At 59.2% G+C, this 11,093-nt stretch carries 13 protein-coding genes; 11 read left to right on the top strand and 2 right to left on the bottom strand.

Annotated elements, in window-relative coordinates; translation table 11 throughout:
* Window positions 1–55: 55 nt before the first annotated feature.
* From ACS3QZ_RS01630 to ACS3QZ_RS01610, 5 genes are all read left to right on the top strand, one after another.
* On the top strand, window positions 56–1,360 hold the full coding sequence (locus ACS3QZ_RS01630; RefSeq protein ID WP_456036269.1) for a hypothetical protein: 1,305 nt from the start codon (window positions 56–58) through the stop codon (window positions 1,358–1,360).
* A gap of 74 nt (window positions 1,361–1,434) precedes the next feature.
* The gene (gatB, locus tag ACS3QZ_RS01625) at window positions 1,435–2,946 is read left to right on the top strand and encodes an Asp-tRNA(Asn)/Glu-tRNA(Gln) amidotransferase subunit GatB (protein WP_456036268.1); all 1,512 of its coding nucleotides are present in this window, start codon (window positions 1,435–1,437) and stop codon (window positions 2,944–2,946) included.
* Window positions 2,947–3,027: 81 nt separating this feature from the next.
* Window positions 3,028–3,504 (top strand): thioesterase family protein, encoded by a 477-nt coding sequence (locus ACS3QZ_RS01620; protein WP_456036267.1) that lies wholly within the window; start codon window positions 3,028–3,030, stop codon window positions 3,502–3,504.
* A 57-nt stretch (window positions 3,505–3,561) separates the two neighbouring features.
* Window positions 3,562–4,167 (top strand): class I SAM-dependent methyltransferase, encoded by a 606-nt coding sequence (locus tag ACS3QZ_RS01615; protein ID WP_456036266.1) that lies wholly within the window; start codon window positions 3,562–3,564, stop codon window positions 4,165–4,167.
* Window positions 4,168–4,188: 21 nt separating this feature from the next.
* On the top strand, window positions 4,189–4,686 hold the full coding sequence (locus tag ACS3QZ_RS01610; RefSeq protein WP_456036265.1) for a DUF4177 domain-containing protein: 498 nt from the start codon (window positions 4,189–4,191) through the stop codon (window positions 4,684–4,686).
* Between the two features lie 2 nt (window positions 4,687–4,688).
* Here ACS3QZ_RS01610 and ACS3QZ_RS01605 read toward each other — a convergent pair whose 3' ends face one another.
* Window positions 4,689–4,946 (bottom strand): BolA family protein, encoded by a 258-nt coding sequence (locus ACS3QZ_RS01605; RefSeq protein ID WP_456036264.1) that lies wholly within the window; start codon window positions 4,944–4,946, stop codon window positions 4,689–4,691.
* 75 nt (window positions 4,947–5,021) lie between these two features.
* Here ACS3QZ_RS01605 and ACS3QZ_RS01600 point away from each other — a divergent pair, with 75 nt between their 5' ends.
* From ACS3QZ_RS01600 to ACS3QZ_RS01590, 3 genes are all read left to right on the top strand, one after another.
* Window positions 5,022–5,645 carry a DnaJ domain-containing protein gene (locus ACS3QZ_RS01600; RefSeq protein WP_456036263.1) on the top strand — a complete coding sequence of 208 codons (624 nt, stop codon included), beginning with the start codon at window positions 5,022–5,024 and terminating at the stop codon, window positions 5,643–5,645.
* 247 nt (window positions 5,646–5,892) lie between these two features.
* Window positions 5,893–6,102 (top strand): hypothetical protein, encoded by a 210-nt coding sequence (locus tag ACS3QZ_RS01595; protein ID WP_456036262.1) that lies wholly within the window; start codon window positions 5,893–5,895, stop codon window positions 6,100–6,102.
* A gap of 15 nt (window positions 6,103–6,117) precedes the next feature.
* Window positions 6,118–6,828 (top strand): response regulator transcription factor, encoded by a 711-nt coding sequence (locus tag ACS3QZ_RS01590; RefSeq protein ID WP_456036261.1) that lies wholly within the window; start codon window positions 6,118–6,120, stop codon window positions 6,826–6,828.
* A gap of 33 nt (window positions 6,829–6,861) precedes the next feature.
* On the opposite strand, the gene msrB is transcribed toward ACS3QZ_RS01590, so the two are convergent.
* Window positions 6,862–7,320, bottom strand: coding sequence for a peptide-methionine (R)-S-oxide reductase MsrB (gene msrB, locus ACS3QZ_RS01585; protein WP_456039294.1), 459 nt, complete (start codon window positions 7,318–7,320; stop codon window positions 6,862–6,864).
* A 210-nt stretch (window positions 7,321–7,530) separates the two neighbouring features.
* On the opposite strand from msrB, the gene cobS reads away from it, so the two are divergent.
* The 3 genes from cobS to cobT all read left to right on the top strand — a co-directional run bounded on the left by cobS (window position 7,531) and on the right by cobT (window position 11,010).
* Complete coding sequence (cobS, locus tag ACS3QZ_RS01580; protein WP_093093070.1) at window positions 7,531–8,505, top strand: cobaltochelatase subunit CobS; 975 nt, start codon at window positions 7,531–7,533, stop codon at window positions 8,503–8,505.
* Between the two features lie 154 nt (window positions 8,506–8,659).
* Window positions 8,660–9,061, top strand: a complete 402-nt coding sequence (locus ACS3QZ_RS01575) for a hypothetical protein (protein WP_456036260.1) — start codon at window positions 8,660–8,662, stop codon at window positions 9,059–9,061.
* 74 nt (window positions 9,062–9,135) lie between these two features.
* Entirely contained in the window at window positions 9,136–11,010 is a 1,875-nt protein-coding gene (gene cobT / locus ACS3QZ_RS01570) for a cobaltochelatase subunit CobT (RefSeq protein ID WP_456036259.1), read from the top strand.
* Window positions 11,011–11,093 lie beyond the last annotated feature (83 nt).

Genomic DNA, 11,093 nt, shown 5'->3' with positions numbered 1-11,093 from the left:
TTTTTGCCTGAAATGACCTGCACACTGATGGCAATAACAGGAGCAGATTCACGCAATGAAACTCTTTTCATCAGAAAAGGCAGGCACGACGTCCGTCGCTGCCCCGGCGCTGCAAAAGCTGACGCGGAAATTGCCTCTGTCGCGTCGCGACACGGCCGAGGAAATGCCGCTTGACGGCAACCCGACCTATCGCGATCTGCAGGATCGGTTGCAAATACCGATCAACACGGCGACCCCCGATCAGGTCGAAAGTGACGCCGCGCGTGAACGCGGTCTTTTCCTGGCGCGTCAGGAAATGTGGGAAGAGCTTGAAGACTTGATCCGCACGCATGACCAAAACCGCGCTTGCACCACTGCTGGGACACCGCTGGCGGACCTAATGATTTTTGGTGCCCGTTCCGACGTGGTGCGCGCAGCCGAACACGCGTTGCTGCATGGACGTCCCGCCAAGGACAGTGATTTTTTCTCGGGCATCGAAGCATTGGAGTACATGCTGGAGGACTACCCCGATAGCTATGCGCTTGCGCTGATCGTGGCGCATATGCATATCGATATCGGCTGGGCCTGGCGTGGCGCCTCAGCCAAGGAAGATCTGCGCGAAATCAACCGCGAGGCATTTCAGGCGCATTTCGATCGCGCAGGCGATATTCTTGAGCGTTTCTGCCCGAAAGCGCACCATTCCCCGGCGCTATCGGCTGCGAGATGTGCGCTGCTGCCGGGCAACCCGCACCCTGCCACGCGCCTGAGCCACGAATTCGAAAACCTTATTGCGCTTGATCCACAGAACCCTCGTCACATGCGTGCTCTTGGCAACTACCTTCTGCCGCGCTGGTACGGCGATTTCGAGCAGCTAGACCTTCAAGCTCGCCGCGTGGCAGCCCAGACTTATGACCTTTGGGGGGCAGGCGGTTACACTTGGGTCTGGTTTGATGCGCTGCTCGTGGATCCAACCGGGTTGGAGATGCTGGAAATCGAGTATTTCCTTGATGGGGTCCATGACATTCTTAGCCGAGTAAAGGAACAACACGTTGCCAATCTGATGGCGGCCCACCTTTTCCGAAGCTGGCAGACCGCGCGCCAACAATATTACGAAGACGGGTTGCGTCAGGATCTTCCCCCGGCGCTGCGGCAGGGGTTCGACATGGTCGTCCGTGAACATCTTCGTGAGATTCACCCGCTGATTTGGGGACATGCCGAAATCGGGTTCGAAAACACGTCGCGGATCATCTCGAAAGAGCGTCTCGCCCTCAAAGGCAAGGAAATCGCGCTCCATGCGGTCGCGATGCCTTTCCTTTCGGGCCTGCAGGCCGGGCAAACCGTCTATTTCACGCCCGAAGGCATCACCCAGATCAACCCCTGACCCGCTCCCCCCTTGCTCCTGCATCGCGGCTGGCCTAGAACGCAGGCCAGCCAGAGATTCAAGGAGCCGGAGCGATGCTCGACCTCACCTATGAGACCCCCAAGCCCAAGGTTATCGCGGGCGCCAAACATGACTGGGAACTGGTCATTGGAATGGAGGTGCACGCGCAGGTTTCCTCGAACGCCAAACTTTTCTCCGGAGCCTCGACCGCCTTCGGCGCCGAGCCGAACGCAAACGTGGCCTTCGTTGATGCGGCGATGCCGGGCATGCTGCCGGTGATCAACGAGTACTGCGTTGAACAGGCCGTGCGGACCGGGCTTGGCCTCAAGGCGGAAATTCACCTCAAATCGGCCTTTGACCGCAAGAACTACTTCTACCCTGACCTGCCGCAGGGCTACCAGATCTCGCAGCTTTATCACCCGATCGTGGGCGAAGGCGAAATCATCGTCGACATGGGGCCGGGCGTCGCGCGCAAGGTACGGATCGAGCGTATCCACCTTGAACAGGATGCGGGCAAGTCGGTGCATGACATGGACCCGAACATGTCCTTCGTCGACCTCAACCGTACCGGTGTGGCTTTGATGGAAATCGTGAGCCGGCCCGACATTCGCGGCCCCGAAGAAGCCGCCGCTTATGTCACTAAGCTGCGCCAGATCCTGCGTTACCTCGGCACTTGCGACGGCAACATGCAGAACGGCAACCTGCGTGCCGACGTGAACGTGTCTGTCTGCCGTCCTGGCGCCTATGAGAAGTATATGGAAACACAGGACTTCTCGCATCTTGGCACGCGTTGTGAAATCAAGAACATGAACTCGATGCGCTTTATTCAAGCCGCCATCGAATACGAGGCACGCCGCCAGATCGCCATTGTCGAAGCCGGTGGAAAGGTTGATCAGGAAACCCGCCTTTACGATCCGGACAAGAACGAAACCCGGTCGATGCGGTCCAAGGAAGAAGCGCATGATTATCGCTACTTCCCCTGCCCCGATCTGCTGCCACTTGAGATCGAACAGGCTTGGGTTGACGATATCGCGGCCTCTCTTCCAGAACTTCCGGACGAGAAAAAAGCGCGCTTTGTCAATGACTTCAACCTTAGCGAATATGATGCCAGCGTGTTGACGGCCGACGCGGAATCGGCGGCCTATTTCGAGGCAGTCGCGGAAGGACGCGATGGCAAGCTGGCGGCGAACTGGGTCATCAACGAGCTGTTCGGGCGTCTCAAGAAGGAAGACCACGATATCTCGGAAAGCCCGGTCAGCCCGGCGCAACTTGGCGGCATCATCGAACTGATTTCGGCTGAAACCATCTCCGGAAAAATCGCCAAGGACCTGTTCGAGATCGTCTATACCGAAGGCGGCGATCCCTCTGTAATCGTTGAAGAACGCGGCATGAAACAGGTCACGGACACAGGCGCCATCGAGGCCGCTCTGGACCAGATCATTGCCGACAATCCAGCCCAGGTGGAAAAGGCCAAGGTCAATCCGAAACTGGCCGGTTGGTTCGTTGGACAGGTGATGAAAGCGACCGGTGGCAAGGCCAATCCGAAGGCTGTGAACGAGCTCGTGCAACAGAAGCTCGGCGGCTGAAACCGACATCGGCAACACGTCGGTATTACGTCGGTATCGCGTCGGTAAATGGCGCGGCATTGACGGCCACGGGAGATTGAAATGTTCGACGCCCCCTTCATGTCCGGCTTCATGGAAGTCGAGAAAGACTGGATCGACTATAACGGCCATCTCAACATGGCCTATTACAACGTCCTGTTTGACCGGGGCGTCGACCAGATCTGGGATCAGCTGGGGTTTGGCCCGGATTATCTCGAACGCACAGGGTGCACGACATTCTCGGCAGAGTTTCACATCTGCTACCTGAGGGAAGTGCATCTTGGCGACAGGCTGCGCGCTAGCTTCCAACTGCTGGACCACGACGACAAGTCCTTTCACTTCTATCAGGAACTGATCCACGAAGACGGTTGGATTTCGGCCACGGGTGAAGGGCTTGGATTGCATATCGACCAGAGTGGACCTCGGGTGGCGGCCATGCCCGAACCGATCCTGACCAACGTAAAGGCCCTTCGGGCAGCCCATACGACCCTGCCTCGCCCGGATCGGGTTGGGCGCCAGATGGGGATTCGGCACAAATAGGCCTCCGGTTCCAGAACCCACTGGACCGCACGCCCCGATCCATGACAGGCTGCGCGAATGGAACCACCCAAGGCTGACATCGTCGACATTGTTCAGGAACGCAAAGACCTGCCGCATTTTCTTGAGCGCGACGGGTTGATCGGCATTGAATTGGGGGTTGCCGGCGGCTGGTACTCCAAACGCATGATGGAAACCGGGCTGTTTTCTCAGTTTTACGGCGTCGATATCTATGGCGACCGGCACGATACGGCCGAATACATCGCAGCTCTCAAGAATGTCGGCATGGGCAAACCCTACTGGCTTTTGCGCATGACCTTCGATGACGCGCTGGATGCCTTTCCCGACACGTTTTTCGATTTTGTCTATATCGACGGCTATGCCCATACCGGGGAAAACCGGGGCAAGACTATTTTCGACTGGTATCCCAAGGTCAAGGTCGGCGGTATGATCGCCGGGCATGACTATGATCCGAAATGGCCTTTGGTGCAGTATTCCGTCAACACGTTTGCCTTGTTGGTGGATCAGCCCGTGATGCGGACGGCCCTTTCCAAACCTCGCGACCCGCAAGACAAATTCCACTCTTGGGCGGTGTTCAAGGAATCCGCAGCCGTACCCGACTATCCCGACAGCCTGACCCTTCTTCCCAAGAACATGCGCCGTTAACAAAACTGATTTCAGACTGACATGACCCAATTCGAATACAAAGTTGTCCCCGCCCCTGCCAAAGGCCGCAAGGCCCGTGGTGTCAAAGGCCCCGAAGGTCGTTTCGCCAACGCGCTGGAAATGCTGATGAATGAAATGGCCGCCGAAGGATGGGAATTTCTGCGGGCCGAAACCCTCCCCAGCGAGGAACGCAGCGGACTAACCGCGAGCACGACAATCTATCGCAGCGTTCTGGTCTTTCGCCGCGCCCGCACCGACACGGTAGACGCATTCGAGCCGCGCTTGCTCGACCACCCGGCACCTTCAGAGCTACCACCTCCGGACACGGAATGCGATGCGCCAGCTGCGAAGGATCAGAATGAGACAACTGCGGCGGAGGAAACCGGACCGCAGCCCCTGGTTCTGAGCAAGGAAGATGCAACCGGTGCAAGCGCGGTGAGCGACCCGGATGAAGCGGACAATGTCAGCGACATCTCGGTTGCGCTCAAAGCGCGTGCAGAAAAGCCGCCCGAGACTTAGGCTCAGACACCGATATCCAGCGCCAGCGCGTGAATGCGTGCTACTAGGTCGGCGCCAAGCGCCTTGTGAACAGCGCGGTGCCGGGCCACGCGGCTTTGACCTTCAAAGGCCCCGGCCCGAATATATACGTTGAAATGGCTTTCTCCGCCCTCCTGGTAGCCAGCATGGCCCCGGTGGCGTTCGCTATCATCCACGACGTCGAGTTCGCGCGGTTCAAAAGCGGCGTTCAAACGGTCATGAATTTCCTGTGTCACAGACATGTTTTTTGCCTCCAGCCTCTTCAATCTTTTCCCCGTTAGGGTAAACTCCCTGCTCCGAGTCGAAAAGGTGAGTTCATGACCAAACCAGACCCCTTCGGTTTTGATATGTCCGTGAAATCGGCCAAGAAGAACAACCCCCGTGGCCGACGTGGCATGTCCGGCGCACAGGAAACGTCAACGCGTGTGTGCGAACACGACGGTTGCGAAGAACCCGGCAAGTATCGCGCACCCCGTGCGCCCGACGTGCTGGACGAGTACAAATGGTTCTGCAAGGACCATGTGCGCGAGTATAACCTCAAGTGGAACTTCTTTGACGGCACGACCGAGGCCGAGATCAATGCGCAGATGTCCAAGGACAAGGTCTGGGAGCGCGAAACAAGGAAGTTCACCGATCCCGAGGCACGCGCCTGGGCGCGGCTTGGCATTGAAGACCCGCACCAGGTACTGGGCGCAAATGCCACGCAGAACCCCGGAAAAGGTGGCGGCGGTTCGCGCCGTTTGCCCCCGACAGAACGGCGCGCGATCGAGATTCTTGAAGCGCAGGACCACTGGACCAAGGCCGAGGTGCGCAAGGCGTACAAGAAGTTGATCAAGGTGCTGCACCCCGACATGAATGGCGGGGACCGCAGCCAGGAAGAACAGTTGCAGGAAGTGGTCTGGGCCTGGGACCAGATCAAGGAAAGCCGGAACTTCAAGTGACCCTGTGGGCGGCCCGTTGGCCGCCCCGTTTCGTTTTTGCGCAGCTTTGGGTACGGAGATCGCCCGGTTGATTTGCGCGAATTCCGCCATGTTGGCAGGTTTTCCCAATTTTCTGTCAATTTCGCCAAATCAATGCGCCCAAAACCGCCCCATATCCGGAATGAACCGGGGCGGATGCGCAGCAACATGCCCATTTTCCCCGGCACCTGGCAGGCTTTTCTGCCGCATGAACTTGGGGGAATGACACATGACCACATCTGTGGCTTACACACGCGACACTGATCGCTTTCTTTTGCCCGCCATCCAGTATCTTGGCGAAGGGTTTTTCATGCGCCGTTTGTTTCGCGGCCTGATCCGGTCCGACGATCCGATCCCGAGCCGTCGCGAAGCGCGCCTCGACACTTACCACACTGACCTGTCCTATCTTGTCCATGTGGGCAAGGCGCGTGACCTTTGAGAAAGGGCTGAAGACATGGCAAATCTTGTTCTGGTCGACGACGATCGCACGGTGCTGAGCGCCGTTTCTCAGCTTCTCGAAAAAGAGGGGTACAAGGTTCAGGGGTTCACCGATCCCGAGCAGGCATTGCGCACCATTGGGCGATCCAAACCCGATTTGGCTGTGGTGGATGTTCAGATGCCGAGGGTCGACGGGTTCGAAATGCTGCGCCGCATCCGGGAAAGCTCGAACCTGCCGGTGATGTTTCTAAGCGGCGAGACCTCGGATCTGGACGAAGCGATGGGGCTGCGTCTTGGCGCGGATGACTACATGCACAAGCCGTTTTCGCCGCGTGTGCTGGTGGAACGGGTGCGCGCCTGTCTGCGCCGGAAACCCGAGACCGTCGCCGCGCAAATTGGCGAAGGCGCAGCCCTGACACGCGGCGCGCTGCACATGGACCGCGATTGCCACGAGGTCAGCTGGAACGGGCATCCTGTCTACCTGACCGGAACCGAGTTCAACGTGCTGTGGATCATCGCGCAGCGCCCGAACGTGGTGTTCAGCCGGGCACGGGTGCTTGACAGCGCTTATGGCGAAGACATCCACGTCACTGATCGCAGTATCGACAGCCAGATCAAGCGTATCCGGATCAAGCTGCGCAAGGTCGACCCCGATTTTGACGCGATCGAAACCCTTTACGGGTTGGGGTATCGGTTCGTTATGAAACCGGAAGATACGCTGCAGTGAGGCAGGATCCGGGCGCTCGGTCCGGATCGTCCGTCAGTCCGGTTTGAACACCAGCGAGACACCGTTGAGGCAATGCCGCTTGCCCGTGGGTTTGGGACCATCATCAAAGACGTGCCCCAGATGAGACCCGCAGCGGCGGCAATGCACTTCGGTGCGCACCCTCCACAGCTTGCGATCTTCCTTGGTCCCGATGGCCCCCGGCAGGGATTTGTAGAAACTGGGCCACCCCGTGCCGCTGTCATACTTGTGGCGTGAGGAGTAAAGTGGCAGGTCGCACCCACGGCAGTGATACCGACCTTCGCCATATTGCTTGTCGAGAGGCGACGAGCCTGCGCGCTCGGTTCCTTCCTGCCGCATGACCTTGTATTGCAGGGGTGTGAGCATGGCCCGCCATTCGGTGTCCGTGCGGGTCACTTCGAACCCGCCCGCACCGGCCCATTGCGGGAAAAGCGTCACCACGGCAGAGCTGGCAAGGAAACAGCGTCGGTTCATCATGTGATCCTCCTTTACCGCAAAACATGGGCGGAGCAGGTCGCCGGGGCAACTAAACCCTGAGCACGCCTGCGTGAGAATGATTGCAACGCCCCGTCAATTCCACTTGCCCTTGTGGTCCGGCGCAATATGGTGCACCACAGCCTCGTTAACCGGGCAATGAATTTTAAAGCCTGCGAAGTGATCTCCGGCGCGAAAGGGATATAACCGATGACTGACACCAACGCGAAACCCACCGAAGATATTCTGGTCCGGGATGTGTTTGGCATCGACACTGACATGAAGGTGCGCGGGTTCGAAGAGCGCACCGACCGGGTGCCCGAGATTGATCCGACCTACAAATTCGACCCCGATACCACGCTGGCCATCCTTGCAGGCTTTGCCCATAACCGCCGCGTGATGATCCAGGGCTATCACGGCACAGGTAAATCGACCCATATCGAACAGGTGGCCGCCCGCCTGAACTGGCCCTGTGTGCGTGTCAACCTTGACAGCCATATCAGCCGGATCGACCTGATCGGCAAAGACGCAATCAAGCTGCGCGACGGCAAACAGGTGACCGAATTCCACGAGGGGATTCTTCCCTGGGCGCTGCGTAACCCGACCGCAATCGTATTCGACGAATACGATGCGGGCCGCGCCGACGTGATGTTCGTGATTCAGCGCGTTTTGGAACATGACGGCAAGCTGACCCTGCTTGACCAGAACGAAGTGATCACACCGAACCCCTATTTCCGCCTGTTCGCCACGGCCAACACCGTGGGTCTGGGCGACACGACGGGCCTTTACCACGGCACGCAACAGATCAACCAAGCGCAAATGGACCGCTGGTCGCTGGTGGCAACGCTGAACTATCTCAGCCACGACGCGGAAACCGCGATCGTTCTGTCCAAGGCACCGCATTACAACACGGAGAAGGGCCGCAAGATCGTGAGCCAGATGGTGACGGTTGCGGACCTGTCGCGCACTGCCTTCATGAACGGCGACCTGTCGACCGTGATGAGCCCGCGCACCGTGATCAACTGGGCGCTCAACGCCGAGATTTTCCGCAATGTCGGCTATGCCTTCCGCCTGTCGTTCCTCAACAAATGTGACGAGTTGGAACGTCAGACCGTGGCCGAGTTCTATCAACGCTGCTTTGACGAGGAACTTCCCGAAAGCGCGGCAAGCGTCAGCCTCGGCTAACACCACAGCATGGGATTTGAGAAAGCCGGTTCCGAAAGGAGCCGGCTTTTTTCGTGCCTTCGTGCGGGTATGCGCGTTGTGAACGGGATCACACTATAAAAAGTTTTCAAACTGCATGCTTGATTGGCAATTTTTTTGCCATGAAGATCAGTTCATGAGCGGTTTAAAAACTTTGGCAAAGACTGTCGGTCTGGTCGCGTTTTTGGTCACGCCTGCAAATCTGGCGCGGGCGCAATCCCTGTCTGGCCAGTCACCGTTGCAATTTTTCGCCGCCTGTGCGGGGCGCCTATCAGCGGAAATGGAGTTTCAATGGATGTTCGACGGCGCGGCCGCCGATGCCATTAAACTGGAACGCGCAGCCGTTCTCGACATTCTTGACGCCATGATGCCGCCGGAACGAGGGCGTGCGGTGCTCAACTGGCGCGTCGAGGCGAAAATGGCGCAGGCCGCCCTTTTGACGCGGGCAACCTTTGGCAGCGACACACGGGAACAGCACCACGCACGCCTGCTGGCGGCGCGCAACTTGGAAACCTGTCGCGCACAGATGTTGGGATGACGCCCCTGAAATCCGCGCTGCGTCACGTCGATCGTGACTTGCGCTTGGGCCAGCACCCGTGATTTACAACAGGCATGAGCACCAAGTCCGACAATCCCGCTGATCCGTTCAAGAAGGCGCTGGCCGAAGCCACCAAGGTGATGGCCGATGATCCCGACCTGAGCGTTACCTACACGGTCGACCCTTCCGGGGTTTCGGGCGATGCGATGCGCCTGCCCCAGATCAGCCGCCGCATGAGCCGGGACGAGGTTCTTCTGGCGCGCGGCACCGCCGACGCGCTGGCGTTGCACCGCAAGTACCACGACGGGGCCACCCATGCCCGTTATGCCCCCCAACAGGGCATTGCCCGTGAGCTGTACGAAGCCATGGAGACCGCCCGCTGCGAGGCAATGGGCGCGCGCGACATGCCGGGCACGGCCAGCAACATTGACGTCAAGATCGCGCATGAAGCGACCGGGCGCGGCTATGGCGAGATCACCTCGACCGAGCAGGCCCCGCTGCCCGTTGCCGCAGGCTATCTGATCCGCCACCTTGCCACCGGGCGCGACCTTCCCCCGGCGGCGGCCAATGTCATGGAGCTTTGGCGCGGCTTTATCGAGCAAAGCGCCGGTGAGCATCTGGATGACCTGCAGGAGATGCTGTCCGATCAACAGGGCTTTGCCAAGTTTGCCCGCCAGATCATTGAAGACCTCGGCTATGGCGACCAGCTTGGGGACGATCCGGACGAGATCGGCGATGAGGATCAGGACGACTCCGAAGAAAACGCCGAGGAACAGGACGATCCGGACAGCACCGGCCAGGATGAAAGCCAGGACGAGAGCGAGGCCAATCCCGAACAGGCGCAGGAAGAGCAGCAGGACATGTCCGAGGCGCAGGTCTCGATGGACGACATGGCCGAAGAGGAAATGGGCGATGAGGCCGAGATGCCTGATGGTGAGGCCCCTCTCGAGCCCCCGCCCCCGCCGCCTGTCTCCGAGGCTGATCCTGATTACACGGTCTATGATACGACCCATGACGAAGAGATTGATGCTCAGGAGCTGGCCGAGCCGGTCGAGCTGGAGCGTTTGCGCGCCTATCTTGACCAACAGCTGGAACCGCTGAAGGGCGCGGTGAGCCGTCTTGCCAACAAGCTGCAGCGCCGCCTTCAGGCGCAACAGAATCGCAGTTGGGAATTTGACCGGGAAGAAGGCATCCTTGACGCCGGGCGACTGGCGCGCGTTGTCGCCAACCCGACGACGCCTCTTTCGTTCAAGATCGAGAAGGATACCGAATTCCGCGACACGGTGGTGACTCTGTTGCTCGACAATTCCGGGTCGATGCGCGGGCGACCGATTTCGATTGCGGCGATCTGTGCCGACGTTCTGGCCCGCACGCTGGAGCGGTGCAACGTCAAGGTGGAGATTCTTGGCTTTACCACGCGTGCCTGGAAAGGCGGTTTGAGTCGTGAGAAATGGCTTAATGACGGCCGCCCGCAGCAACCGGGGCGCCTGAACGATCTGCGCCACATCATCTACAAGAAGGCCGATGCCCCGATGCGCCGCTCGCGTCAGAACTTGGGCCTGATGATGAAAGAAGGGCTGCTGAAGGAAAACATTGATGGCGAGGCGCTGGAATGGGCGCATCGCCGGATGCTGGCCCGCCGCGAGGCGCGCAAGATCCTGATGGTGATCTCAGATGGGGCACCGGTGGATGACAGCACTTTGTCGGTGAACCCGGCCAACTATCTCGAAAAACACCTGCGCGACGTGATTGCCATGGTGGAAAAGCGCAAGCAGGTTGAACTTCTGGCGATCGGGATCGGGCATGACGTGACGCGCTATTATGACCGCGCCGTCACGATCACCGACGTCGAGCAGCTGGCCGGGGCCATGACCGAGCAGCTGGCCGCCCTATTTGACAGCGATCCACGCGCGCGCGCGCGGGTGATGGGCATGCGAAAGGCCGGGTAAGGGGGCGCTGCCCCCGCCGCCCTTTTGGGCGACTCCCCCGGAGTATTTCTGGCAAAATGAAGTCGAGAAGCGCTTGCCTTTGG

Source organism: Shimia sp. W99 (assembly GCF_053851455.3).
The sequence above is the reverse complement of the archived record's forward strand: the minus strand, read 5'-3'. Positions and strand labels throughout refer to the sequence as shown.

Bases quoted from the DNA above. Each gene is read 5' to 3' on its own strand.
- ACS3QZ_RS01630 (WP_456036269.1), top strand. From the start codon at position 56: ATGAAACTCTTTTCATCAGAAAAGGCAGGCACGACGTCCGTCGCTGCC.
- gatB (WP_456036268.1), top strand. From the start codon at position 1,435: ATGCTCGACCTCACCTATGAGACCCCCAAGCCCAAGGTTATCGCGGGC.
- ACS3QZ_RS01620 (WP_456036267.1), top strand. From the start codon at position 3,028: ATGTTCGACGCCCCCTTCATGTCCGGCTTCATGGAAGTCGAGAAAGAC.
- ACS3QZ_RS01615 (WP_456036266.1), top strand. From the start codon at position 3,562: ATGGAACCACCCAAGGCTGACATCGTCGACATTGTTCAGGAACGCAAA.
- ACS3QZ_RS01610 (WP_456036265.1), top strand. From the start codon at position 4,189: ATGACCCAATTCGAATACAAAGTTGTCCCCGCCCCTGCCAAAGGCCGC.
- ACS3QZ_RS01605 (WP_456036264.1), bottom strand. From the start codon at position 4,946: ATGTCTGTGACACAGGAAATTCATGACCGTTTGAACGCCGCTTTTGAA.
- ACS3QZ_RS01600 (WP_456036263.1), top strand. From the start codon at position 5,022: ATGACCAAACCAGACCCCTTCGGTTTTGATATGTCCGTGAAATCGGCC.
- ACS3QZ_RS01595 (WP_456036262.1), top strand. From the start codon at position 5,893: ATGACCACATCTGTGGCTTACACACGCGACACTGATCGCTTTCTTTTG.
- ACS3QZ_RS01590 (WP_456036261.1), top strand. From the start codon at position 6,118: ATGGCAAATCTTGTTCTGGTCGACGACGATCGCACGGTGCTGAGCGCC.
- msrB (WP_456039294.1), bottom strand. From the start codon at position 7,320: ATGAACCGACGCTGTTTCCTTGCCAGCTCTGCCGTGGTGACGCTTTTC.
- cobS (WP_093093070.1), top strand. From the start codon at position 7,531: ATGACTGACACCAACGCGAAACCCACCGAAGATATTCTGGTCCGGGAT.
- ACS3QZ_RS01575 (WP_456036260.1), top strand. From the start codon at position 8,660: ATGAGCGGTTTAAAAACTTTGGCAAAGACTGTCGGTCTGGTCGCGTTT.
- cobT (WP_456036259.1), top strand. From the start codon at position 9,136: ATGAGCACCAAGTCCGACAATCCCGCTGATCCGTTCAAGAAGGCGCTG.